Here is a 25825-nt window from a genome sequence, read left to right on the forward strand (position 1 = left end):
AGTTATGATGCCTTTTTACGATATTTTCATATTAAAGGATTATTTATGAACTTCGTTGACGGTGTATTACACATCGAGTCATTTCTTGCTATTACACTTGGGATAATTGTTATTTTCGCAATTCTTCATTACGCAACACAGGTTGATGTCTCTTTTGATTATTTATATAGCCACTGTTTAACTCAAGATTGTGAATATTATAGTTCTGATACGTATATATTTTTTGGAGCTCTCATAAATACATTGCAGATAAAAAACTAGTGGCAGCCACTGGAGAACTCAAAATAATAAAGAGGGCCAGTTAATTCATTCAAAGATTTAAACATTTACGAGTGTTAAATTAAGAAACAATTCGATTTCTAGTTGTACAATTCTAAACACACAATAATACAAAGAGACCCACCTTCATAATTCAATTATAAGTAATTATATTATCAACTTAGATCATCCCCCCCTATCAAACGAGCATCATCATCAAATACAAAAAATTCAACGATGATGCCAAAATTAAACAACCTGTTTAACGCATTATATTCTATTTTTTTTCGAGTTATAGCTCTTCATATAAATCATCAACTCCCGAAGTTAAAAAGCAATTAACAAACCTCTTTTCTTCTTCATAAATAGTAAGAAAATTAATAAGTTCATCCATCTCAATAAAGTTTGTAGCTAAATCAATTACGGTTCCTGAATGGTTACAATTAAAATTGGAACCAATTTTGATTATATAATGTTTGCCTACTAAGGATTTAAGCTTTGAAACTCGAGAAGCTCGGTTATTTATTAGATCATTCTGAAGAGGTTCATATGGGCAATCTGCTATACAAAAGTCAACATCAGACCTGGCTTGTAAAGCTTTTAAGTTCTTTGCTATTTGTTCAAAATTTTTATAAGTTTTTGTTGTCCCCATAAAAGTCGATTGACTTACAGGCTTTACTCGGGACTTCACAGCTGTCTTCATGGCGAGATTAATTGCACTTGAAGCTAAATCTTCTGCTGATTTTTCGCAAATCAGTCTTCCTGCTATTTTCGCATTACTCGATATGTTGCTTAAATCAGGAAACAATGTAGCCATTGTACTTCCAACATCTGCTCCTGAACCTTTAATTGCTAAATATCCTGTATTTCGAATAATAGCATCAGTAAAGGGCATTGCTCGAGGCTTGCTTAAGTCGTCATTTTTTTCATTAATCCATATTTTTATGTTTTTATAAGCATCAGTTGTATAGATTGATTTACTACCTCGTTTATAAATAATAATAAGTTGTTCAATTATACTATGTAATGAACCGGCTAATACTATATCCGAAACGGATACATCATACTTGCTCATTTTAATAAAACTAAGAGGTAAAGGTCTCTTAAATGCAAGTTTATTCCTAGGATCTAAGTGAGATACTCCCCCGTTCGTTTCATAATAAATATTAGCATCAGGAGATACTTTTTTCATAACTGCTTTTTTTAAATCTAGCATATATTCTCTCTATTTTTAACAAGTTAAATGGGATTTATTGGTGTTATTTTTAGATTAATTACTTAATATAACATTTTAAGATATTTACCATGTATAATCAGGAAGAAACTAAACAACTATTCTTCAAAAAATATCAATGAAGTCACACTTGCTTTATGAATCAACATTAATTTTTTATTTAAAGTTATTTACCACTCAAATACATAGCATTCTTTTACATTCCTAAAAAATAAAATTTTATTTACTCGACACCTCCTTATTATTTATATATTTTAATTTAGCATAGCCTCATATTAGTATGTATAAACTTAAAAAATAGTTAACAAATGCATATAAACTCTATAAAGCACATAGAACTCCCTCCTTTTAGAATTAAAAGCTCTTGTGAAGTACATATTTAGTACTTGTCACATAATTATTTACACCCACTTCATAAGTACATTTCTAATATACTTTGCTTTTTTTTCAACTTTTGGTTCAATTTTTATATCTATTAATTGTTCAATCATTTTAATTAATGCATACCAATCATCCCCTTTTTTTACTAATCCTTTTCCTTGTAATTGTGAAGGGCTTGCAAACGATGGAGTTGCTTGCCAACATGATAGTGTTTCCCGAGAAGTTCCTATACGGTAACTTGCACCAAAATCAACTAATCGAATCGAATCAAGTGCTGGAATAAACAAAATATTCGACGGTTTGATATCCCCATGTACCCATCCTTTATCATGGCAATGTTTTATTGCCCTAATAATATTAGGTAGTATCCATGTAAGCTGTTTTACATGTTCCTTATTAAAAGTACTTAATGGTTTTGCTGTTGAGTCATATTCAAAATAAATAACACCATTTGTGGTATCTAACATTAGTGGTTTTTTAACATAAAATCCTGCACATTCATTTACAGCTTGCCACTCTCTTTCCATGTCTTTTGAGTCAACATAATACTTCCCTATCTTAGATAAATCCCAATTTCCATCGTCTAATAAAAAACAATAAGAAAAGGATTTATAAGAAAATAACTCCTTTGAATTAATAATTTATAATTGTCTTGGTAATGCAAAAGAGGTAAACAATGATTTATTAAAGCTCTGATTGGCATCTCTCAAGGTGTAATCAAGAATAATACTATTGTCTCCAACTTTATACTTTAGCTTATAGATCAAGCGATCGGATGTCGCACTTGAATACCCATCAAATAGAGCTCTAAATAATGCCCACTGACCAGTGTATGATCGAGTTGCAATACGATTTCCACCTTGATAAAAATTAGTGGTAAGGTAACCATCAATTCCAGTTGTTGGCCAATTAAGATCTGTCCATATTCTTGGTCCGTGGCGGTAGCTAAAGATACTTTCTGATTCACGAATTTGAAAATCAGTGACAGCAGTACTCATAGAGTTAGGTCTAACTGCAAACTTCAAGGCTAACTCTTGCCCCGCAGCCCCAAAGAAAGTTTGAGTTAACTTATGTGATTGACGCAGTTGAGCCAACATTTTATTACTAATAGGTAATGCCAAACCATCAATCGTCTTGCGCTTCAACGTCCCATTATCCCAATAAACAAAAGGTTTTAACTGTTCATTAATAAACTTATCGACTAGCCCTTCTGGTTTAAAAAATTGAGCAAAATCATTCAGAGCAACTTCACCGCGACCATTTAATGCAAATGGAAAACGTCCTTCAATTGCTGAACCATAAAACTGATATACCTGTTCGAGCCATTGTTGATTTAAATAACCAACGCTACCATTAATGACTTGACTCCACGCTTTTTGTGATAAGTCTTTGGCCCATAGAGCAACTTGACTAGGTGCTTTTGCACCTTGACGTTGAAACTGAACAATCGCGTCTTGACTACCCGCAGCGTGTGCTAAAGCATATTCATGCATCATTTGAGCGGGGTCTGAACTCGATAATGCAACATCGAAATAAGTGCTCAAAGAGTCAAACTCTTGAATTAAGCTATCAAGAGGAATCGCCGTTCCTGCTTTTCCATTTCCATTTACGTAATTTCCATACTCAATAAAGGCTTCATTGACGACATAAGACGGCTGTAAACGTAACAATTTACCACCTACAGCACGGTTTATTTTATCTGCTTTACTTAAGCCTTTAGCCACTTTCTTAAAACCAAGTTGGCTAGCTATTTCTTTATTCCCCTTAGTATCAGGTTGTTCCTCTACTGCTAATGTCGTGTTGACAATAAGCGCTCCAAGTACATCAAGAACAGGACTTGTTGCTGGTTCTCGCGCATTTTTTAATGAATAAGCAAATTCAGCCTGAGAATTAAAATTTTTAACTTGAATATTGTTAACTAAGTCTTTCCAATAATAAATATAATCAGCAAAATATAGACGTTGTATCTGCTTACTTAATTCGGTTAACTCTGTTACCGATGCACCAGTCATATTTCCTTGAATCTCTTTAAATTCTCTTAATTGACGGCGTAAAAGTTCTGATTTCGCAGTTAAGTCAATTGAACTATATCCTTGCTTTGTATATATTTCAGGAATCAAATAACCATGAAAATCATTTGAAAACTCAAAGATAGTGTCAAATTTATCCCCAAGTTGACGACGAATATCAACCTGACTACGATATTTTGGCAACTCTTTTATACGAGCATAAATAAGACGCTCTGGAGATAGCTCCTTTAAATTATTAGTTGCTGCCGCAATAAGTGCATTATTTGGTTCTAAACGATCCTGATAATTACTATTAAACAAATCCGTTATTAATAGCGATAAAGCATTAATGTCATCTGATGAAATATCACCTTGGTCTTTCATATTATCGATAAGATAAGTTTGAATTTCATTAATATCTAGGCGCTGAGCGTCAAACAGCATTTGGTAATAACGTAATACTTCAAATATTTTACTTGGATTGCCTAAACTTACAAATACATACAATTCTGAACTAATTAACTCTTCAATTTTTGGCAGTAAAATTAAATTAAGTTGTTCTTCGTAAAATTCATAAATACGGTCAGCAGTTTTACTTTGTTTAATGCTGACTTGTTGATACCAAACTTTAGGTTTAACTCCCTTCTCTGAAACATCTCTTAATTCGTTAAGTAATACAATGATATCTGAAGTTGAATAATTATTACCAAGACGTTTTACATCATTACTGTATAACTTTAATTGCGTCATAGCATCTGCACGCCATTGTTCATCTTGATTCCAATTATTTTTTAATAAAACACCAGCATAGAAAATCGTCCCTACAACCAGTAAAACCATTGCACTTCGTACTACAAGATAACCTGAATGACGAAGTTCATTCACACCTGTAATACCTTTTTCTGGCAAAATAACATTGCTAAATAAACGAGTTGAGAAATAACTACGACGGCTTGATTTTTGCTCACGATGACTTTGAGAGTTAAACTCTGTTCGCTCAGCGATAACTTGCGTTAATAAGTCATGCTCTCTGCCTTTTTGACCGGACGACGATAAATAAGCACCACGGATCCATACAGCTTCACGAACTCGATTTTCATGACCAATATCTGCCAATAACTCATTAACTCGTTCAAGAAAAATACGCAATTGATAAGGTAAAGCAATTACGGAGTTCGACTTTTCACTATTAATATTACGTAATAACCCAAATTGCTGCTGAGCAACGGATTTAATTAGATCTTTACTTTGTTCTTCAAATTGGTATTTATCAAAACGACGAGATTCTGTACATGGGAAGGTCATCCCAAATGGGTTCTCAACATCACAACTCGAAAAGCCTTCAAAAAACTCAACAAAATCAGCAATGGTATCTGCTTTTGAAAAAACACTATATACAGGAAGTGCTAGATCTAACATTCCTCCCATTGACAAAATGGCTTCTTGATAAATATTGCTTAATTTTTGACGATCCTTTCGATCACTTTCAAGTAAACGGTCACAACCAATAACTAAAATAGCACCATTTAGACCTTGACGAGGACGGTATTTTAATAACTGATTCGCTAATACTTGCCATAATTGCTCGTCAATTCCTTCGTCAGAAAATAAACGGTGGCCACCTTCAATCACAACTATCTGGTCATTACTCCAAAATTTAAGGTATTGCTCGGAATCTCCACCTTCAAGATGTCTATCAAAGACAGGTTCTAATCCATTTTTCCGAAGTAGATCACTTTTTGCATCGCCTTTACCACCTAACATTAAGTACCAAGGTAGGCTGTACAAGCTATCTAGTTTATTTCGACCTGTACCTCGTATTTTTTTTGTCGCCACTTTAAACAATTGTTGGATAATACGTGTATCTTGGTTTAACAAAACCTGTTGATCGTGTTTTTTATTAACTAGTTGCTCTTTTGTATATTGTTTATACCACCACCACATCAAAAATAGAATGACCACGGAGCTAAGAACTGTCATGGTATATTTTATCAATTTCCATTCATCGTTAGATAAATAAGTCCAACATAATGTTGTTCCTGTGATCATCAATATCGCACATAAAACCGCACTGATTTTTTTCATCATATTATATCTATGCTCTCTTAATCGTAGCATTCAAGCCAAAGCGAATATTTAATTCATTTCTAATCTTTCGTATCACCGATAAATTATCTCCAGCTCTAATATAAAGCTCGACACCATGATCCGTTTCTCGTATGAATGGTTCGTATCCCGCTTGTTGTAATTCTGACGCTAATCGCACTGCATCTAATGAGCGAGTAAATACAGCAAGCACGACTTCCCATTTCAGAATTTCTTTAGATGCTTGTTTTTTATTATCAGCATCTGAGCTAAGGTAAATTAATTCTTTATTATTTTTCTTACTTACACTCGACATATCAATAGCATTAAATTGTGCAAGAATTGGCTGGCTACGGTTAAAATACCAATATTCTGATGCACCGTAAGCTGTGATTGTGCATAAGAAAGCAATTGCTAATGTTTTCGACATACTTAGCATTAGCCATGGTTGCTTACCTTCAATTAGTTCTGGTATTTTTGGTACAGGTAATACAGATTCACTGCGATAATGACAAATAATGGAATACACATTTGATTGTATTTCATGTAAAACACTTTCATCATCGTGACGGAAGCGTCCTTTAAATCCCAACATAAGTAAAACGTATTGTAACTCTAAAAAATCTACTAAGTTTGCTGGCTGTTGGCTCGCTTTATCCAATAATGTAAAAAAAGCCTCACCCCCGTTACGTTGAGAAAAAACTTTACTCAACAATGAATGGTTTTCCCAACGGGTACTTTCTCCCCATTGGGTATAGAGAATCGCTTCATCAAAAGCGGCACACAATACAAAACAACTTTTTTCTACAATGCTAGGGTGATATTCAAGGTACGCTCCACGCTGACGAAACACAGAGATTTCATCTAATAGACGCTGTCTAAAGCGATTAATGTCTCTTGGTTCTCCTTGACGAGGTAAGGTTACCAAAATTGCAAATAACTCAGTTGCAGAGTTCAGTAATGGGCTATTATAAACTGCAAGATTATCAATAAGCATCTCTGCACCTAAAAGATCAATATCCTTCAATTCGGCATTTTCTTTCTTTACAGGTATTTTTTCTTTTGTATGACGAACGACGACTGTCGCTTCTTCATTAAATAATCCACTCACAATTCACCTACCTAATTACATGAAATTCAATGTGTACGTCTTCGATGCGTTCGTCGATATGCAAAGCGATAGGCTCGTCTTTTTTCACTAAGGTTTGCCATAATTCAGATTTAGTATCAATCTCAAAATACGCAGCATCGTATTTAGATTTAAGCTCTGAAGGCGCATAAGGTAGGTTTCGTAACCCTACACCGGATAAAGCATTACGAACTAAACCTGCAATATCACTATTACCTGCAAGCTTAATTGCTTTAGGAAACTCTTTACTAAGGTACGAGGCACCTAAAGGTGACGTAGCAACCAAGATAAAACGTCCTTCATTATATAAACTGCGATCTTTAACTAGTGTTCGGAGTAAACGTCGGGAAACAAATAATTGTTTATCCCATGATAATGTCGTTAAATTATCAATTTGTACTTCACGTAGCAGCATTAATAACTCGGAGAAAACCATAGAAAAAATACTGTATAAATTGTTTTGGTCCCATACTGGAGCATCTTTAGGCACTTTCCCTTCAAGCCCCTGCATTTGACCAGCCATTGACAAGCATTCTAAATACAAATGTTTAGTTAATAAGCTACTACCTTGATTCCATTGTTGTAATTTAGGCATCCAAGCACCTAAGGCTTGCAACCATAAATAATCACGCATCATTGATTGATAACTTTTACTGCCATTTTCAATTTGTAGTCGAGTCGATATTGTCATTGCACGATACTGCACTTGGGCTAACACATCGGCCACACAATCTTTTAGATAATTAGATACACCAAACTGCAAACAGTACGGTACAAAAGCTTGATTAAGCAGTACTGCACCTTCTGATTTATGCTCACTTACCTCACAAACGGATATGAGAGTGTAATCTTGTAACTCTTCATCTTCTAATTTTAGAACAATATTAAGCTCAGCAACCTCTAACAGTACTGATTCACTGTGCTCACGACTAGTATCGAATACTGAATGCTCTACAGAAGAATGACGTAAGCGCTGATCAGCCCCAGCATCAACCGCACCAGGTCTTGATACAGATAAAGCAAGATACACTTTTTTGTGATTTGTATTTTTAGGTATATCTAAAACAAGACCACGATTAATTTCAAATGGCGTTCCATCTGGGAAGATCCCCCTTGCCCGACGAACAGAAACTTTACCTATATTAAGCATAGAGCGATCCAGTTCGAGTAAGGTTAATCCGCTCCCTTGAGGGGCAATCTGCTCTGTGAATTCACGAGTTAAATGTTCAACATAACGTGTTTGCTGTTGAAAATGCTGTGGAGAAAGAAACATGCCTTCACTCCAAACGACTTTTTTATTGTCCATTATTATTCCTCTTCACCTGATACTGATAGATTAATCCCATCTACTTCAATATTAATGGCTGTAATTCCTAAGATTATCGGTTTATAGATAACTTTATTTTTTGCTTCACGGTAGGCAGCAAACTCAGCAATAACACCGATATATTTAGTTTCTGCAGCAAGAGGAAATACTTCTTGACGTGTCTCTCCTGGTAAAATGCTTTCTAATTGGCGAGCAAGTAATAACTCTGCTTTTAAAACTCCCTGCTCATCATTATAAATTTGAATAAAATCTGCCTGTGAAAACGCTTGGCTATCAGTTAACTGATATACACGTAATTCTAACGGTGAAGGCTTTCCCATTACATTAGGGTTAATATTAGAAGCCGCTTTTATATTGAGTACAACTTGAGAAGTAAGGTCTGCACCACTAAAGCTACAACCTGATAATAACGAAACAAAAATAAATGATATTAACCACTTTCTCATTTGTTATCTCCTTCTAGGTTACGCTCTAGGCGGATTGCATCATGAAAATAAGCATGAAATTTAATTTGCCAATCTTTATTTTCAACTTGTCGAATAAAATAACGCTTATACATATTCCAATATTTAGGTTCACCATTAAAAAAACTGGGGGTTGAAAGCTCATCAAACATATCTTCCATTGCATGAGGTGAAATATCTGACAAAAAACGAGTTAACGCCATTTCTAAGGCTCTATCCAGATGTTGCTGCATTCGTTCTTCACTTTTTTGATAAGCTATCAATCCGTATTTATCATTTGCATTTTCTTGTATTGAAGCTTTACCTTCCTTTGACTCTAAAAATAAATTTGATTGAAGACCTGAACCAGAAAATGGATCATCATCTAATGCCACAAAGCTTAAATTTACTTCTTTATGTTCTTGTATTTCTTCTATTTTTTCTATATTAAACGGGTTATCGCCAATAATATTGCAATCAGAAAACGAAAAATCTAATTCAGGTTCAGGTTCAGGTTCAGGTTCAGCATGAGTAAGATTTGAAGAAAATGAAGACTCAACTTCAAAGATATTAAAAGGATCACCTCCTAATGAAGAATCTTCAGATAACGTTGATAAATCTTGAGTTTGAGCTTGCTCAGGAACAAAACAAGACACCAATAAGCGATAGCGACCGATATCAAGAATATCTCCATCACTTAATGTTGTTTGATTATTTAAACCAAGCGGTTTATCTGAACCATTAATAAATAAACCATTAGTACTATCATCGATAATTTGATACCCACGAGATGTTTTTTTAATAATTGCATGGGAAGCAGAAACTTCTCGAATAGCATCACTTAATTGAATAGAAGCACCAAAAGCACGACCGATACTCCCTCCTTCTTCAGGCAGTAATTTATTCCATTCAGAGATACTTTCTCCGTCTGGCGAACGAATAATTCTTATCGATATAGGCATATTATTTACCCTTACATTGTTGTATCGAACGGTTAAATTCAATTAAGACCCGTGTTTTTAAAACAAATAATTTCGAAAAATAAATTTAATTCATGTTTATTATCTAAGGTTCTGGCAATTTTGACAAAAGAGCAACATAAGGCCCAACAGCATTAATCCCTTATATAAGGTGAAATTAACTTATTGTTATAATTAACATCAGAACACTTATTTAAATAACCTGAAAAATATTTTATGCAATATCGATTTGAAATTTATTGTCATTAACGGTCAGTAAGACTTCACTTATTGACTGTGATTGACTCATTCTCACAATGCATTGATTCGCTAACTCGGGCATTAATTGACGATTAATTAATTGCTCAATTGCACGGGCTCCCGTTTCTGGTGATTGGTTCATACTGACTAACAATTCAATAACTTGAGCCTCGTAATCAAACGTCGCGTTATAATGTTGCTTAACTCTTTTTTCAATGCGACGTAAAGACAGTTGAGCAATCTTACTCATCTCTTCATCATTCAATGGAAAATAAGGCACTATTGTTGTTCGACCTAAAAATGCAGGTTTAAAGAAACTTTGTAGTTCGGGAAAAATAGCGCTGGTTAATGTAGGTATAGAAGGACGACCATCAGCACACCCATTAACTACTGCGCTATCGGCTGCATTGGATGTCATAATAATAATCGTATTACGGAAATCAATTTCACGACCTTCACTGTCTGAAATAGACCCCTTATCAAAAATTTGATAGAAAATATCATGAACACCTGGATGTGCTTTTTCCATCTCATCCAATAATAAAACGGAATAAGGGTTTTTACGCACAGCTTCGGTTAATACACCACCTTTACCGTACCCGACATAGCCAGCAGGAGAGCCAAGAAGCATAGACACTTTGTGTTCTTCTTTAAACTCGGTCATGTTGATTGTAGTAATATTACGCTCGCCACCATAAAGTAGATCCGTCAACGCTAATGCGGTCTCTGTTTTACCAACGCCACTTGGACCACACATCAAGAATACGCCGACAGGCTTACGGGGATCAGTCAACCCTGCGCGAGACATACGGATCGCTTGGGAGATCTCAGCAATAGGAGCAACTTGGCCAATAACTCGTTCACCAATATGATCCTCAAGGTGCATTAAGCGCTCAACTTCTTCTTTTAACATGTTGCCGACAGGGATCCCTGTCCATAAAGAAATCACTTCAGCCACTGTTTGTTGGTTTACCTGAGGAAGCACTAAAGGTTGCTCACCTTGTATTGCATGTAATTCTTCCATTTTTGTTGCTAAAAGCGCTTTCTCATCACTTTCTGATAAATCATCACCATTTAAAAACTGCTCATCCAATCTTGTTTGCAAAGAAATAATTTCCGCGGCTAAGATTTTTTCTTGTTCCCAACACTGGCCGATTTCTTGATGCTGCTCTTGTAGAGCAACTAAACGCTGTTGAACTTGTACTAAACGACCATCATCAATTGACCATAATGCAGCTTCATGATTCAGAGTTGCAATTTCATTTTCAACATAGCTGATCTGCTCTGCTACCACTTCTAATTGACGTGGTGTAGCACTCTGACTTAACCCAATTCGAGAACAAACTGTATCTAATAAGCTTATTGCTTTATCAGGCAATTTACGCTCAGGTAAATAACGAATAGACAGTAAAACTGCGGCATTAATTGCTTCTTGCATTACTTTTACATTATGGTGTTTCTCTAAGCTTTTCTTTACGCCACTGAGCATATGTATTGCATCATCTTCGCTAGGCTCATCAATCGATACAACTTGGAAGCGACGAGTTAAAGCAGCGTCTGATTCAAAGTACTGCTTATATTCAGCCCATGTCGTTGCTGCAATAGAACGAAATTCTCCACGTGCCAACGCAGGTTTCAAGATATTTGCCGCATCATTTTGACCAGCAGCGCCACCAGCGCCAATTAAAGTATGCGCCTCATCAATGAACATAATTATTGGCGTTGGTGATTGTTTAATTTCATTAATTACGTCTTTAAGACGATTCTCAAACTCACCTTTAATACTGGCTCCAGCTTGGAGTAGCGATAAATCTAAACTGCGTAATTCTACATTAGCGAGTGCCGGTGGTACGTTACCATCGACAATTTGTTGTGCTAATCCTTCAACAATAGCCGTTTTACCTACACCAGGATCACCGACTAAAATTGGACTATTTTGACGGCGGCGACATAAGATATCGATGGCCTTTCGAATTTCATTACCACGACCAGAAATTGGATCTAAATCACCGTTTCGTGCGGCTTGAGTTAAATTCTGTGAATATTTATCAAGAGCAGGCGTGCTCATACTCTCTTCGTCACTACCTACCATTCCTTGGCTTTGATCAGATAATACAGAGGTAGATGAAAATTGAGTTGCTGTTGTTGTAGCAATCGATTGGCGACTGAGCCACTCAGATGACAAGCTTTTTATCCAAGTTGATAATGCTCCATTATATGCACCTTGCTCAATCCTTTGTTTTAACACGATTAATACGTGAAACTCATTCATTGATAATTGGGCATGATTAAGAGACGCGATCATCCAAGCGTCTTTTAATAACTCAACTAATTGAGGAGAAAGCGATGGTGCACTGTCATTACCACGAGGTAAAGTAGCTAGATAATTATTCAGTTGCTCAAGAACACTTTCGCTTGCCATTCCAGCTTGCTCTACTGCTTTTTTCCACCCCATCATTGGCTGCTGCAGTAATTGAACAAACCAATGTTCAAGTTCAATTGAAAAATGATTACGTTGGACACACTCACCCGCAGCAGATTCAAGAGATGCCTTCATGTCCGGTGTTAATCTTTTTACTAGACTTTGCAATTCAATATTTATCATAATTTATTAACTCGTTGTTAGTAGCATTTCAACATACAGTTGATTATTTAAACGGCCATTCATCCAGGCTGACTGACCAACTTTTAAACCTTTGTCTGAGCTGCTAGTTAATTGAACTCTTGGCAAATAACGGCTGTCGACTTTCATATAGAGCTTATATTTAACGTTAACGCCCATGTAGCTCCGAACTAAGTGCTCAATGGCGCCAATCATTTCCTTATCACTGCGGATCTTTATATAGTGACTATAATTTCGAGGACATACTTTAATATGTAGCTTTTGACCAACCATAGGGGCACTTTCCCCAACCAATGCGCCAAGGCCTAATTGTCGATTCTGTCCGGTTTTTCCTAATTGAGTTAATGAACAAAGTGTTAAAGGCTGATACTCTAACTCACTTGTTTCTATAATAAATTCAGCATCAAAATAATCATCTAACAACAACTTGAGTGTAAACGGGCAGGTTAGTTTTAAACCTAATAATCCGGTATATTGAATTAAATGCTGTTTTGGAATTGCACTGTTGTTTTCTCCAAGGCCACATAAGCTCGATAGCATAGTAGTTAAGGATTTCTGGTGGCGATTCCATGCAAAAGTTTCTTCTTCTGCTTGACTACTTAAGTCGTGCTTTAACTCGGCTTGACAATACAAACGAAAATAACGGTTATTAAATACATCAAAAAAATCAACGGGGGCTTCATCACCCAAATCAAATTGAGCACACAATGCCTGACGATACATTTGTCTTGGTATTGTGCCTTTACAACCCGACAACGCTGGTAACGGGGTTTTGATTACATAACGACCGATAGTGTTGCTATATACTTCTGTAACTTGAGTTTGGTAATACGCAGGCAATAACTCTGCACTAAAAGCAACATTTGGGCGTACACCATGGCATTCAGCTTTATGCTTAAATAACTGCCATGCTTTGTCTAATTCAACGTTTTGTTGAGTATTATTTAGGCGTGCTACAGTAGACTTTTGCACCCAGCCCTCCTAGGGAAAGCCATGTAAAGTTCATCTTGTCCCTTCAGTTTAATATCAACCTGAGTAAAGCTATTAAACCCTGCAAAATATGCAAAAAATCGTTCTAGGAGGTGAGCAAATAAACAAAGCCCTCCATTTACACCAGTAGGATCAAGGGTGATTGTTATCTTAGTTCCATAAGCAAAACACGTTTTTCCAGACACTCTAATTGGAGCGACTACTTGCTCTTGCTCTATTGTCGTTACAGATTCAATATAAGCATGATTTTGCGCATTCTGATTGTGGTTATATAAATCAAATACATTTTTTAGTGTCTCAACAGGATCATCTGAACCTAAGATTGCATGATAATTAAAATGTAAATGACACAGTAAAGCCCATACATTTTTATTAGTTTCTTTGCTACGCATAGGCAGCGATGGTCGACGTAACAACTGAATATCTGCTGGAATAGTTAATGATTCACGACACTCAATTTCACTTAACAATGACAGGTGACTCGCTACCATACCATCTGTTACTGTTGCATTGACTAACCAAGTTAGAGGCTCGCTTTCTGCACTAATATGCTCAAGATCAGCAACTTTTAAAGCGCTCTCTAATAAACCATTCTCATGCAATGTTTGTATTAACTGCCAGCGTAGTCCTGATTCGTTTCTATTAAATTTTTCACCGTAAATTTGTGCAATTTTTGCTGACTCTGCTTTCGTAACATCCATCACTTCATCAACAGAAAATAACTCCAAATTATGGCCTTGGTTTGCATCAAGCACGATTGGATATTGTTTTTTTAAGAAATCAATTTCAAGTGGATCTGAAACCATTTGGTGTAAATTCACTATAGGTGTAGTAAATAACGAAAAACGTTCAACAGATAAGTTTCGAGCAAAATCTACGCTTAATTCATCAATAAATATTTGAAGCTTAAATTGATGACTACCTATCTGTTTTAACACATCCCCAAAATTGAACTTAAAACCATTAAATCGCTCTGAAAACATAAAAAATTCAGTTAATAACTTAAAGCCACCAAAGCTTGCCGCTTGATAAGGAAGAATCGTATCGCTTACATCAAAACCAATTGGCTCCATTGCATTTCTACCGAGTTCATAACTCTTACCCTGTGCTGATACACAAATTTGAGATGTATCCTGTGATAAAAGGTCAAACAATCGTAATGCAAAACTAGTTTCACCTTTAAAATGAAGTTTTAAAGATTCAATTAATAATTCTGACAATACAACTGTATCATCAACTGCGGATATTGATATTTCGATCAAGACATTTGATTGCTCTGCACCTTTTGGTTTAGCTAGTTCAAATGGAGCAAAAGAAACATTAACGTTCTCTATTTTTAAAGGGAAAAGAGTTACATCTTCTGTTGTGCGAAATATAGCGCTAGCGGTCTGTTCATCACGTACCTCAAACTCCGTACCTACTGGAATATGATGAGTAGCATTCGTACCATCATCCACTACAAAATCAAGCAAGCTATAAGAAGGAACTGGACGTAAGTAATGAGGAAAAAGCAAACGAATAAGACTTTCTGTAAATTCAGGAAAAGAATCATCTAAACGTTGTTGTAATTTACCATTCAAAAACGCTACGCTTTCAATTAAACGTGCAATTTGAGGATCATCAATGCTGTCTTTTTTTATGCCGAGTGCATCTGCAGCTCCCGGGTGACGAGCTGAAAATTGCGACGCTTCCTCTCGAATAAAACGTAGCTCTTGTTCAAAATATGACAGTAATGTATCAGACAAAATTTGATTTCCTTACATCCAATGTATTACGACTAAGATCCAAAAAAGAGTCCAATATAATGGCTTCTTCCCCTTGCTCAGACAGCATCGCCGCAGAAATACGAAACTGTAATTGATTTTTTAATTTTTCTTGCTCTTCTACTTCAATCAAGACATCAATTAATCTAGGTTCATAGCGACGGATCAAATAAGTAATATCAGCAATAATTACATCACTATTCGATTTACTCTGTGCGCGAGTCATATTACGTAATCCAACATATGCAATCGTATCAACTAACTCATCAGATGATTCTAATGCCGACCAAATTGGAGCTCTGCTTGATATAAGATCACAAATGTTATCAATAATTGCATCACGTACTGCATCTACATCATTCGTCCAAGATTGGGTTAATTTCGCCATTAAGCTCATGCTGATTCTCCCACTTCTTGATCTGACATAGAGGTAGTTAATAACACTTGAGCATCCATCATTTCATATTGGTACTGAGGCTGAAGCATGATTTCACATAAATAGCGTGTGCTGTCTTGGCTATCTTCTTTCATACGAACTTCACACGCTTTTAATGGATAACGAGCCATCACCGAGTCTTCACCATAATCAACTTCACTAATATAACGCTTTAGCCAATTCTCTAAACCCCGCTTACAATCTTCCATACTATCGTAACGGCCAATTTGGTCTCGGATCTGAACTTTAATATAGTGTCCAAAACGACATGCCATAAGATTTGTTTGCAACATGCCTAGCATTCGCAATTCTTCTGTCGGTGCCTTCCAAACAGATTGGTTACTGAAGAATCCTTTTTGCTCACTTAAATATAAGCTGCTTAGTGGAACAAAACCTTCTTCTGCCCAAAAACCATCATCTTCATTATAAATATCAACTTTAGCGATAAGTGGTAAATCATGTTGAATGATCGCTCCATATGTACCCGTTTCATTATATAAACGCAAAAAACCAAACCAACTAATACGTTCAAACTCTTGAATAACATTTCCTGCAAGTAAATAGGCACTATTTCCCCAAAGCGCATAATCACGCTCATTACTTTCAGTGAAAATAAACCCTGCCGCATAATTTTGATAAGGACAGCGTTGTAAATACTCAGGTAAAGCCAAATGTAAAAAACGAGAAGATGATTTATCTCTTAATAATTGCCATGAAAGAAAATCACAGCTCTCTAAAATACGTTTTGCTCGGGCGTTATCGTGCAGTTGTCGATTGGGATCATCACCAAAGAAAAACTCATCAACACCTAATATCACAGGACATAAAGATTTTTCTGCAAGTTCTGATAGTAATTGCAAAGTATAAAGGTCGTCATGTGCTTCATCTTCACCATAATCAGACGTTATTTTATGGTCGATAACAAGAAGCCCAAATGGAGTACCTCCCGCAGTATCGAATTCATTCGAATATAATTTTTTAAATAAAGCCGTGTGCTTTATATCAAATGAATAATTGAGATCATCTGACACCATACTCCAACTTAGATCTAATACTTTAACTTTAACTCTTCTCGGTGAGACTTGTTTTTCTGTCAATAACTGAAGATCAAACCAACTTGCTTCCAGTTGTTTAAAATATTTATGTTGCATGATCGTCGAAAGTTGATAGCTAATAATATGATCTAAATTAGCTATCAATTTAGTAAGTAATGCTTTGAATTGGGCAGTATTACCTTTTTGAGAAAGTGATAACAATTCCTCCCAAGGCAAGTCTAATGGAATCGTTATTGATTGATTGATTGTATTCATTGACTATCCAATTCAAAACACTTCGGAGGGATATATTCCCCCCGAATATTATTAACCAGGAATATTTGCAACCATACGTAATGATGTGCTTAATTCTTCCATTTGCAGCCAAGGACGTAGATATGCGACAGCAGAATACGAACCTGGACGGCCAGCTTGCTCTTCAACAGTCACTTTTGCTTCAACTAATGGATGACGAGCTTTTGATTCATTACCAATCGCATTTGGATTAACATATTTGTGGATCCAAGCATTTAGATCTTTTTCAACATCTTTAGGGTTGACATTTGATCCAATGAGATCTCTCCCCATTACTTTTAGGCATTGAGCTATACGGCTACTTGCCATAGTGTATGGTAGGCGAGCTGAAATAGCTGCATTTGCCATCGCATCAGGGTCAAAGCTACCTTTTGGTTTATGAGCCGTTTGTGCTCCCATAAATACAGCATAATTCGTATTTTTATAGTGTACTAGCGGAAGGAAACCAAGCTCACTTAATTCTTTTTCGCGTTCATCAGTCAAGTTAACTTCTGTTGGACACTTTTGCAGTAAGTCACCAGCATCTGAGTAATATGCAAAACTTGGTAAGTTCTCAACTTTACCACCGCTCTCAGTACCACGAACCGCAGTACACCAACCAAATTCAGTAAATGATCGTGTTAGTAGTAAACCGAATTCATATGCAGCATTACTCCAGACAAAATCTTCATCTGAACCTATAATTTGCTGACCATTATTACGTGTTTTCAATTCTTCAAAATCAAACGATTTTACTGGTACTGTTTGTGCACCATAAGGCTGACGAGCAAGGGTTTTAGGCAAAGTTAATGCCACATAACGAGAATCGTCACTTGCACGGAAAGCGTTCCAACTAACATAAGCTGGAGAATCAAAACCTGCTGCTACAGGCTTACCATCAGAAAAGGTTGAATAAGTCGTAAAATCAAACATGCTTGCACTTGCTGCTGCAATAAATGGGGCATGAGAAGCAGAGGCTACTTCACCCATATAGCGCAATAAGGCAACATCTTCGTCACCATAACCGAACTCATAGTCACCAATCAAAGCACCATAAGGTTGACCGCCAGCAGTACCGAACTCTTCTTGGTAAACCATATTAAAGAAACGACTACGATCGATTGCTGGAGCATCTTCAAATTGTACTAATAATTCATCTTTAGTATAATCTGCTAATTTGATTTTAAGATCAGCCCCAAGCTCACTATTTTTAACTAGTTTTTGTAAACCAAGCCAAGTCCCTTCTAATTTCTGAAAATCGCTGTTTTGCATAACAGATGAAAGCTGGTCAGAAATTTTAGTATCAATTGCGTTAATCGCTTTTTCGATAGTGAGAGTTAAATTTTTATCCCACGCAACCGTACCATCAAGTGCTTGCGAAGTCAGAATGCTCAAAAGCTCTTTTGTTGTATCAACAGGTGTTTGAGCTGTAGCGGTAATCGCACGATCAAGAATATTGATTGTTACTTCCGCTTCTACACTACCTTCTGGTATCGTTTGTTGTTCTGTAGACATTATTCTGCTCCTTCGTTATTCAGACCCAATTCTTGTGCTAAACCTTGAATTGCATCTGTACTTTGTAGGATTTCTTTTAATAGCCGCTCAAAATCTCTAGAACGATCAGCTTTACTTAATAACACTTTAAGTTGATTACGAGTTTCTACTAACTTCTTCAGTGGATCGATTTGTTGTACCACGCTCTCAGGATGAAAATCTTTCATTGAACTGAAATTCATATTCACTTCAAATTGGCTTTCATCATTCGCTAATTTATTATCAACTTTATAAGAGAGCGTTGGGGCAACTTGACCCATTACCATATCAAAATTATCTTTATCAATACTTGTAAATTCGCGTTCTTCTAAATCAACTTTTTCTGATTCTGGTTTATGCCCAGAAAAATCACCAATAACACCAACAACAAATGGCAATTCTTTGGTTTCTACCTCACCGTTCGTTTCAACATCATAAGTAATACTTACGCGGTTTTTACTAACACGCTTATGTTGTGAATTCAAAGCCATAGCTGTGCCCTCGTTTATAAATTAAATAGCAAGAGTAAAGTACCTCATTACGAGGTACTTAATTATAAAAATTACTGAGCGCCAGACAATAACTTACCTTGAGGTAGGTTATAACTAACGATGCCGCCATCTTTAATTTCACCACCATCTAATTCGTAATTGTGTTTCTGTGCGATCTCAACATAAGACAGTGCTATATTCTCATGTGGTTGAGAACCATCACTACCCGTAACATTATAAGAAACAAGACGTGCTTTAGATAATTTCACTTGGAAATATAATTTAGCACCTGAACCATCAGCTTCAGGTTTAGTAAATGCAATCTCTACTGTTTTACCTTCTTTACCTGGGTTGAATAGGTAAGAAAGTAAGTCTTCAGACGCTCCATCCACTTGTTTACTCAGGTTAATTTCACTCAATGCAACCATACCACCATCAGCATTATTACCATTACCTATGTCCATAGCTACATTACGTACCCCCCCCCAAGCATAAGAAGACAGTGCAAACCAACCTGCTCCCTCTAGACCTTCAACTGTCGCGCCACCTTTAACATCGACACTCTCAATACGCATATAAATACTAGCCATTTTTTCTTCCTTATCTTAAGTTCATAATATATTCACCAACGAAGCGCTGTAGGCCCCGAAGATGACTCTTCTTCATGTTGTTTTAGTTCAGTATCATTAATAGATACTTGATCTACTTTATCTTCAATATTTACAGGTTCTGAAATAGAAGAACTCTCAGTAAACGTTAAAGTATTTTTAATGACACTAGGAGGTACACTTACATCTGGTAGCAAAACCTGTTCAAAGTGATTCAATCCTGCGGCATTAAAAATTTTACTTACATTATCTCCATCCTGTTCTGTCATCATTTCTTGTAATAATTCAGGAAGAGATAAGTATCCCCAACGGATCGCCTTTTCTAATAAAAACGAAACGGGGCTATGTGGTTCACTCTGACGGAAATAATCAGATACTTCTCGAAGTAAATGGAAAGCTAAATCACGATTCATATTATTCGTGAAACCTGTTTGCGAAAGATTATCTGCCGTTAGTATCATAGACCTAGATAAATTGCCCACATGAGAATCAGCTTCTACGAACAAAGTATTTTCGTCACAAGTCTCAGCATTTTTCGATTGGTTTATTAAACATTCCTTTTCTTCATGACTTGTACTTTTCATTTCAGATTTCATGCCCGATAACTGCTGCAATGCGTTGTTATATTTAGTAAACAACGTTTTCAAAAAATTAAAGTTAGGAGCATTAATCCCTACAGATTGAGCATGCGTTTTGGTTATCGCAATTAAACGTTCAATTTGAAAAAGACACTCGACTACACTTTCTAATCGTTGTCGAACATTATTACGTTCAAGAGCAATTAACGAAGTCGCCTGTTGTTTAAGTTGACTTAATTCGCCTTTACGCTCTGCACTTTGAAAATCATAAAATGTAACGTGATCGACAAGTGGTAGCAGTAAAAAGGGGGTATACAATAAGCAACTTTCTTCACTATCCCCAAGTAATTGAAAAAACGCTTTCACTTTAACGTTATATTGCTCAGCTAAACGCTCTACATCTGAATCACTTTTTAACTTTTCTTCAGGTAATACAGGGTTAATGAAATTCCATTGTTGTTCCAATAAATCAGCAAACCAATTCATTGAATATGCAACGCTGCTAAGTGAGTTATCAAGTAAAATTTGAGAAGTAATAAACCACCCAATTAACTCAATATCTCTCGTCACATTTTGAAAAGTAGCCATTAAGCTAATTGATAACACTTGCCAATTTTCACGATTCTCATCTTGTAAAAGTTCTAACTCTTGACTGCTTGGGTTCTGGCTAAGTTTACGTAAAGATGTTTGAGCAACATTAAACTCATTACGTAAAGGACGAAATGTACTTTTATCTAATTTTAAATAAACTCCGCAAATAAAATCATCACTAATAGGAGTTTGAAACTCTAAAATATTTTTTTTTGTAAACTTCATTTATCCCCCAAATAATTCATCAATAAATTCGACGAAGCATATTTCATATACGTATAAGCGAAAATATAACTATTACAATTAATTTTCATATAGAAATAAAAATAGATATTTAAATAACATACATATAGACATTACAAATATAAGTATATTATTTATAAGTAAAATAAATTAACCACCAATCAGAACTGTTGGCATTCCCATAATTATAGTTCCACCGTGTGCAGTTATATCTCCCATACGAGCTGCTGGTTTATTATTAATTAATACTGTTGCACTCCCTTTAATTATGCTGTCAGGTGGCCCTATACAAATACACATTTGCCCTAAAGTAGCTGCTGGTAAATTACCAATCAGGACAGTTGTAGGAAAAGGTAATAAAGGGCCTCCTACATGTGGAATAGGTACAACGACAGGAGTTTGCATTGGACACATGTGCATATCAGTTGCTCTAGCTGCTGGTAACATTCTATTCTCCTAAATATCGCCATTTCCACCTTTAGCGATATCAAAACCAATATCTATAAAATGTTGATAACGTTCTATTGCCAACTGCCCTTCAGGTAGAACAGCACTTAAATCAATACAACCTGCAACCGCTTGGGCATATAAATACTGCGGAGGAGGAACTATTGGTTCGTTAGGTCTTGTTATGCTTCCACCACTCCAAAATGCAGATTGAGCAGCCCAACCAGCACCAGAATCAAGACCAGCTTTAAGTGCCATTGCTTCTGCAAATCGACGATTAGTTTCATCTGGGGTATGTACCCATGCTTTTGTTGCTCGAATTGCATCCCATTCTTGAGGATTCCAATCATCTCGATTATTTGTACAACAATATGCCCACCAAACGGCTTCTCGGACAGGAAGTGCATGTGCTAAATAGCAAACAACATCTGCATGTAATGATTGCTCTAATGCTACTTGGATCAATTCATAAGGTGTCATTGTATCCTCTGCTAACAAGGAGAAATCATTATTTGCAGAATAAAGCGCTAAAACATCAAGAGCTTTTTGATATGGGATCTTTAATAATTTCATTAGTTTACCTTTGTAATTGCACCTTTGATTTCAACCATAGCTCCCGCTTTTACTTGAGCGATAGCACTTGCTTTAAGAGCGACCGTTGCAGCTTTAATATTTGCTTTCCCTTGACCTTCAACTGTCACCATTGCTGCTTTCATCTCTGCTTTTGCTTTCCCTAAAATGCTAATTTGTGGCCCATCTATCTTAATACCACTAGCACTGATTTCTATTTTACTGGCTCCTACTTTCAGTTCTATTTTACTTTTTCCAGTAATCGCAATAGAACTACCATCAACCATAACCGATGATTTTGCTTCCAGTAACATTTTAGATCCGGCACCCAATTTAACTTCTTTGTCACTACTCGAAGACCAATTATCTTTACTGTTTATTTCTATTGTTTTTTCACTTTTAAGAAATACTCCCTCTTTTACTAATAGATCTGAGGTTTTATCTATTATTGTTGTTTGCTTACCTTTAACGGTTGTTAGCCAATCATTATTCGCATTCAACAATAGGTCTTTTTCAGCATGAAGAAATATATGTTCTTTATCTTTTTGATCTTCAAAACGCAGTTCGTTACCTTGTTTATTGTTACCTTTTGGCGTAGTCCGAGTTTTAATTCCACTTTGAGAAGCTGAAGAATAAGGCGTCCTATTCGATTTATTATAGATAGAACCGACAACAATGGGCTGATCAGGATTACCATCAATATATTGAACAAGTACCTCATCCCCAATACGTGGCACAAATTGCATACCAAATCCTTTACTCGCTAACCCTTGAGAAACAGGAAGCCAGCACGATGAATTCTCATCTTCTTTGCCTTTTTGATCCCAATGAAATTGTACTTTTATACGTCCCATGTCATCACGGTAAATTTCTTTATCTTTAGGTCCTGTCACTGTTGCTGCATGAATAGAATGCACTTGAGGTTTTGGTCTTAGTACAGGTCGATATGGCGATGATGTTATCAAACATTGAAAATGATTTTGATAGGCCACCTTCTTTCCTGATTCATCGCAGTTAATACTATGAGTGACCTTTGAAATTACGTATTCTTGGTTAAAATTGCTAACAGGATGCTTAAGTAATTTAAAACGTTTACCGCAAGAAAAAGCTGCTATATATGACTGAGAGATAGCTAATGTTTTCTCTATATCTAACGCTTCCATATGACGCTTAACAGCAGAACGAATATTCCCTTTATCGGTAAAGCCTTGCCCATAGTGGTAAGAAGAAAATGACGTAGGGGAATGAGTGAATTCACTTTTACGTTCACCACTACTGAAAACTTCTGCTAATTCTTGAGTATGATCCACTAATGATAATTTTGCAGTGCCTATACTTGTTTTCAGTTGCCATGTATTCACTGTACTCTCAGGATCGGAGCTTCCGTCTTGAAAGTACACAGAGTTTCTCTCAATTGATTTAAAGCCTTGATTTGAATCTGCAATAATAACAATAGCTTTACTGCCAGTATGATCAACATGGTAATGCCATCCTTCACTAGACAATAAGCGCTGTACAAACAATAAATCACTCTCATCTAATTGAGCACAATACTTATGTTTTTTACCATTTTCAGACAATGAGATTTTAAAATAACTTTTAAAATCAGACTCCCCAAGTACTTTATCTATAATTTGTTTCGTCGTCATATCTTGGAAAATTTGACGATTATAACGATATGCAAGAAGCGAAAGAGGATCAGAAGCTTGAATTTGATAAAAGAATAAAGACTTTTCTTCGCTGTAACCCATTAACTCAATACTAACTGCTAAGCCGAAAAAATGACGAGTTTCCTTTTCTTGTTTAAAAATAACATCAACACTTTTGCCTAATACTTTATCACTAATCTTAGTATTGCTCGCAACAGAAAATGTAAAATTAGTTCCTTGAGATAATACTTCCTCACATTCTAATTGAGTCACAGTATATATTTCATTATCAACTAACCTCACAGTCAGAGGGCGAAAATCATGTAATAATTGAGTCATTATAGTATTATTCCTTTAGTATAATAATTAAAATTAAAAGATATTTATTTTCTAAAACCATACAGACTGTCATACTATACTTATCTGTATATATTATTTACTAAACATAATAAAAACTTGTAAATAATTTAAACTATTAATTTATTATTACTAAAAAACAACCTCAACATAAAATAAGCGATTCATAAGAGCAGAGCTTTCTCATACAAAGTTTTTACATTCATCATGACGAATGTCAGAAAATAAACTGGCTTTTACTCAATAATCGTCATGATTAAAATCCTTGGATGTTTGACCAAGCTCGCTTCCACAGTTTGAAACTACCAGCGACCATAATAAATTCCGAACAATCTAGAATGAAATAGAGATAATAATTTTGCTTCGTTCTTACACTGAGCATAATAACGATTACGTCAGTTAATGCCTTTCAAAATTAGTCAGAAAATTTTAGTTCTTAGACATTTCACTTACCGATAGTCACTTGTTCATCTCCCGTACGAACTTTACTTGGTGTTGTACCAAAACGACGGCGATAACTCTGTGTAAAGTACGATTGGCTTGAAAAACCGGACTCCATCGCGACGTCCACAATACTCATTTTACTAGTCAGTAATAGCTTATGAGCATGCAATATACGACGCTCACTAATCCAGGCTCTCGGTGAAATACCATAGTATTCGTTAAAAAGCTCTTTAAACGTCGTAAGACTAGCACCAAATTCTTGAGCGTAGTCCGTCAGTTTCCACTCTTTGAGATAATGACGTTCCATAAAGCGACGTAATCGTTCTGAACTTTTGTTTGTCAGTTGTGACAACAAGGCATATAGGTGTTCACCCTGTTCACCATGTAATAATAGGATGAGCATTTCCTCATACTTTAATCGCATAATAGCGTCAGGATACGACTGCTCTTCTAATGTTTTCATTCCTGATAACGTTTGTTTAATCAATATATTAAGAGTAAACGAAAATAATCCAGATTGAATGTTCGCGACCTTTGGAAAAGACATTAAAAGCTCACTATGCTTTTGCAATAGTTTACTGACAAACTCGTTATCAAATTCAATAACTGAAGCCCTATATTGACCATCTATCGGTGTATATTCTAGTAAGTAATCACCTTGAGAAAAGTAAATACCACAACCAGCAACAACATTAAGTGTGCAATCTCCAGTTTTTACTCTCAATAGACCATTGTGAATGACAACAATCTGGGACTGACCAGAATGAAATACTTCATCTTGTTTTTCACAACAAATTTTTCGCGAACGCAAATTGCCCCCTTCAGTGTTAAATTAATCTAACACATCTATTCCTAACTAGAAAAATTGTCAAAGTTTGACTTAAATACGAACAACACAATTTTAATTAAAGAAGCATACATTGCACTACCATACCCTCAAATAAACAATGAATAGATCAAGAATTACCATAGACAGTAAAATAATATTTTAAAATAAATTTGCCCAATATTTTTGTATATTAATATTTATAATAACGATGAATCATACATTTAGATCATTAGCTCTAATTACACCATTAAACAGTTCC

General features: G+C 35.7%; 20 protein-coding genes. All 20 read right to left on the reverse strand.

Annotated elements, in window-relative coordinates; translation table 11 throughout:
* Positions 1-550: 550 nt before the first annotated feature.
* A complete protein-coding gene (locus BTO22_RS17140) occupies positions 551-1474 on the reverse strand; it encodes a hypothetical protein (RefSeq protein ID WP_105056509.1) in 924 nt (307 codons plus the stop codon).
* Between the two features lie 419 nt (positions 1475-1893).
* Positions 1894-2400 (reverse strand): protein kinase domain-containing protein, encoded by a 507-nt coding sequence (locus tag BTO22_RS17145; protein ID WP_258132667.1) that lies wholly within the window; start codon positions 2398-2400, stop codon positions 1894-1896.
* A 114-nt stretch (positions 2401-2514) separates the two neighbouring features.
* Positions 2515-5970, reverse strand: a complete 3456-nt coding sequence (gene tssM / locus BTO22_RS17150; protein ID WP_105056511.1) for a type VI secretion system membrane subunit TssM — start codon at positions 5968-5970, stop codon at positions 2515-2517.
* A gap of 7 nt (positions 5971-5977) precedes the next feature.
* Positions 5978-7078: a type IVB secretion system protein IcmH/DotU gene (gene icmH, locus BTO22_RS17155; protein ID WP_105056512.1), complete on the reverse strand. Its 1101-nt coding sequence runs from the start codon at positions 7076-7078 to the stop codon at positions 5978-5980.
* A gap of 7 nt (positions 7079-7085) precedes the next feature.
* The gene (gene tssK, locus BTO22_RS17160) at positions 7086-8402 is read right to left on the reverse strand and encodes a type VI secretion system baseplate subunit TssK (protein ID WP_105056513.1); all 1317 of its coding nucleotides are present in this window, start codon (positions 8400-8402) and stop codon (positions 7086-7088) included.
* A gap of 2 nt (positions 8403-8404) precedes the next feature.
* Positions 8405-8869, reverse strand: coding sequence for a type VI secretion system lipoprotein TssJ (tssJ, locus tag BTO22_RS17165; RefSeq protein WP_105056514.1), 465 nt, complete (start codon positions 8867-8869; stop codon positions 8405-8407).
* Positions 8866-9828 (reverse strand): FHA domain-containing protein, encoded by a 963-nt coding sequence (locus tag BTO22_RS17170; protein ID WP_105056515.1) that lies wholly within the window; start codon positions 9826-9828, stop codon positions 8866-8868. Before BTO22_RS17170 ends, tssJ begins: the two co-directional genes overlap by 4 nt.
* 232 nt (positions 9829-10060) lie before the next feature.
* Positions 10061-12691, reverse strand: a complete 2631-nt coding sequence (gene tssH, locus BTO22_RS17175) for a type VI secretion system ATPase TssH (protein ID WP_105056516.1) — start codon at positions 12689-12691, stop codon at positions 10061-10063.
* A gap of 6 nt (positions 12692-12697) precedes the next feature.
* A complete protein-coding gene (locus BTO22_RS17180) occupies positions 12698-13681 on the reverse strand; it encodes a type VI secretion system baseplate subunit TssG (protein ID WP_105056517.1) in 984 nt (327 codons plus the stop codon).
* Positions 13663-15444, reverse strand: a complete 1782-nt coding sequence (tssF, locus tag BTO22_RS17185; RefSeq protein WP_105056518.1) for a type VI secretion system baseplate subunit TssF — start codon at positions 15442-15444, stop codon at positions 13663-13665. Before tssF ends, BTO22_RS17180 begins: the two co-directional genes overlap by 19 nt.
* Entirely contained in the window at positions 15437-15859 is a 423-nt protein-coding gene (locus BTO22_RS17190; protein WP_105056519.1) for a GPW/gp25 family protein, read from the reverse strand. The genes tssF and BTO22_RS17190 overlap by 8 nt, the downstream gene beginning before the upstream one ends.
* Positions 15856-17208: a type VI secretion system contractile sheath domain-containing protein gene (locus BTO22_RS17195; RefSeq protein ID WP_105056520.1), complete on the reverse strand. Its 1353-nt coding sequence runs from the start codon at positions 17206-17208 to the stop codon at positions 15856-15858. Before BTO22_RS17195 ends, BTO22_RS17190 begins: the two co-directional genes overlap by 4 nt.
* A gap of 51 nt (positions 17209-17259) precedes the next feature.
* Positions 17260-18741: a type VI secretion system contractile sheath large subunit gene (gene tssC, locus BTO22_RS17200; protein ID WP_105056521.1), complete on the reverse strand. Its 1482-nt coding sequence runs from the start codon at positions 18739-18741 to the stop codon at positions 17260-17262.
* On the reverse strand, positions 18741-19250 hold the full coding sequence (gene tssB / locus BTO22_RS17205) for a type VI secretion system contractile sheath small subunit (protein WP_060991877.1): 510 nt from the start codon (positions 19248-19250) through the stop codon (positions 18741-18743). Before tssB ends, tssC begins: the two co-directional genes overlap by 1 nt.
* Before the next feature lie 71 nt (positions 19251-19321).
* Complete coding sequence (locus tag BTO22_RS17210) at positions 19322-19840, reverse strand: Hcp family type VI secretion system effector (protein WP_105056522.1); 519 nt, start codon at positions 19838-19840, stop codon at positions 19322-19324.
* 32 nt (positions 19841-19872) lie between these two features.
* Positions 19873-21252: a type VI secretion system protein TssA gene (locus tag BTO22_RS17215; RefSeq protein WP_105056523.1), complete on the reverse strand. Its 1380-nt coding sequence runs from the start codon at positions 21250-21252 to the stop codon at positions 19873-19875.
* A gap of 168 nt (positions 21253-21420) precedes the next feature.
* A complete protein-coding gene (locus BTO22_RS17220) occupies positions 21421-21717 on the reverse strand; it encodes a PAAR domain-containing protein (protein ID WP_060991874.1) in 297 nt (98 codons plus the stop codon).
* Positions 21718-21726: 9 nt separating this feature from the next.
* On the reverse strand, positions 21727-22290 hold the full coding sequence (locus BTO22_RS17225) for a DUF6931 family protein (RefSeq protein ID WP_105056524.1): 564 nt from the start codon (positions 22288-22290) through the stop codon (positions 21727-21729).
* Complete coding sequence (locus BTO22_RS17230; RefSeq protein ID WP_105056525.1) at positions 22290-24275, reverse strand: type VI secretion system Vgr family protein; 1986 nt, start codon at positions 24273-24275, stop codon at positions 22290-22292. The genes BTO22_RS17225 and BTO22_RS17230 overlap by 1 nt, the downstream gene beginning before the upstream one ends.
* A 463-nt stretch (positions 24276-24738) precedes the next feature.
* A complete protein-coding gene (locus tag BTO22_RS17235; RefSeq protein WP_105056526.1) occupies positions 24739-25548 on the reverse strand; it encodes a helix-turn-helix transcriptional regulator in 810 nt (269 codons plus the stop codon).
* Positions 25549-25825: the final 277 nt, after the last annotated feature.

This window comes from Aliivibrio sifiae, assembly GCF_002954705.1.
Classification (GTDB): Bacteria; Pseudomonadota; Gammaproteobacteria; order Enterobacterales; family Vibrionaceae; genus Aliivibrio; species Aliivibrio sifiae_A.

Bases quoted from the DNA above. Each gene is read 5' to 3' on its own strand.
- BTO22_RS17140 (WP_105056509.1), bottom strand. From the start codon at position 1,474: ATGCTAGATTTAAAAAAAGCAGTTATGAAAAAAGTATCTCCTGATGCT.
- BTO22_RS17145 (WP_258132667.1), bottom strand. From the start codon at position 2,400: ATGGAAAGAGAGTGGCAAGCTGTAAATGAATGTGCAGGATTTTATGTT.
- tssM (WP_105056511.1), bottom strand. From the start codon at position 5,970: ATGATGAAAAAAATCAGTGCGGTTTTATGTGCGATATTGATGATCACA.
- tssK (WP_105056513.1), bottom strand. From the start codon at position 8,402: ATGGACAATAAAAAAGTCGTTTGGAGTGAAGGCATGTTTCTTTCTCCA.
- tssJ (WP_105056514.1), bottom strand. From the start codon at position 8,869: ATGAGAAAGTGGTTAATATCATTTATTTTTGTTTCGTTATTATCAGGT.
- BTO22_RS17170 (WP_105056515.1), bottom strand. From the start codon at position 9,828: ATGCCTATATCGATAAGAATTATTCGTTCGCCAGACGGAGAAAGTATC.
- tssH (WP_105056516.1), bottom strand. From the start codon at position 12,691: ATGATAAATATTGAATTGCAAAGTCTAGTAAAAAGATTAACACCGGAC.
- BTO22_RS17190 (WP_105056519.1), bottom strand. From the start codon at position 15,859: ATGAGCTTAATGGCGAAATTAACCCAATCTTGGACGAATGATGTAGAT.
- BTO22_RS17195 (WP_105056520.1), bottom strand. From the start codon at position 17,208: ATGAATACAATCAATCAATCAATAACGATTCCATTAGACTTGCCTTGG.
- tssC (WP_105056521.1), bottom strand. From the start codon at position 18,741: ATGTCTACAGAACAACAAACGATACCAGAAGGTAGTGTAGAAGCGGAA.
- tssB (WP_060991877.1), bottom strand. From the start codon at position 19,250: ATGGCTTTGAATTCACAACATAAGCGTGTTAGTAAAAACCGCGTAAGT.
- BTO22_RS17210 (WP_105056522.1), bottom strand. From the start codon at position 19,840: ATGGCTAGTATTTATATGCGTATTGAGAGTGTCGATGTTAAAGGTGGC.
- BTO22_RS17215 (WP_105056523.1), bottom strand. From the start codon at position 21,252: ATGAAGTTTACAAAAAAAAATATTTTAGAGTTTCAAACTCCTATTAGT.
- BTO22_RS17220 (WP_060991874.1), bottom strand. From the start codon at position 21,717: ATGTTACCAGCAGCTAGAGCAACTGATATGCACATGTGTCCAATGCAA.
- BTO22_RS17225 (WP_105056524.1), bottom strand. From the start codon at position 22,290: ATGAAATTATTAAAGATCCCATATCAAAAAGCTCTTGATGTTTTAGCG.
- BTO22_RS17230 (WP_105056525.1), bottom strand. From the start codon at position 24,275: ATGACTCAATTATTACATGATTTTCGCCCTCTGACTGTGAGGTTAGTT.